This window comes from Streptomyces sp. AC627_RSS907, from assembly GCF_019049165.1.
This window is the reverse complement of record NZ_JAGMUE010001085.1, coordinates 1-571: the sequence shown is the minus strand read 5'-3', so window position 1 is coordinate 571 and position 571 is coordinate 1. Positions and strand designations below refer to the sequence as shown.

General features: G+C 69.9%; 1 protein-coding gene. It reads left to right on the top strand.

What is annotated here, in order from left to right; all coding sequences use genetic code 11:
• Nucleotides 1-571, top strand: a 571-nt coding sequence (locus tag KUM32_RS40400) for an ACP S-malonyltransferase (RefSeq protein ID WP_217146675.1), incomplete at both ends; no start/stop codon positions are given.

Sequence of the window (571 nt, the reverse complement as noted above, 5' to 3'; positions counted from 1 at the left end):
CTGATGGGCCAGGCGTACGGCGGCGGCATGGCCGCGGTGGGCGGCCTGGAGGAGAAGGAGGTCCACGACGTCCTGCGGGAGCACGGCTTCGACTCCATCTCCGTGGCCAACCTCAACTCGCCCTCGCAGATCGTCGTCTCCGGCCCGCGCGAGGACGTCGAGCGCGCCAAGGACGCCTTCCAGGCGGCGAACGTCCGCATGTACACCGTCCTCCAGGTCAGCGGCGCCTTCCACTCCCCGTACATGGAGTCCGCGCAGCGCGAGTTCGCCGCGTTCGCCGACGGGTTCGCCATCAAGGCCCCGACCATCCCCGTCATCGCCAACGTCACCGCGCGCCCCTACCGCGCCGACCGGGTCGCCGACACGCTCATCACCCAGATCTCCTCGACCGTCCGGTGGAGCGAGACCATTCGCTACCTGATGGGCAAGGGCGAGGAGGAGTTCCTCCAGGTCGGCCCGGGACACGTGCTGACCAGCCTGACCCGCAGCATCCGCCGCAACGCCGAGCCGCTGATCGTCACCGAGGAGCAGGAGGAGCAGGAGGAGCGGGAGGAGCGGGAGTCCCGACAGT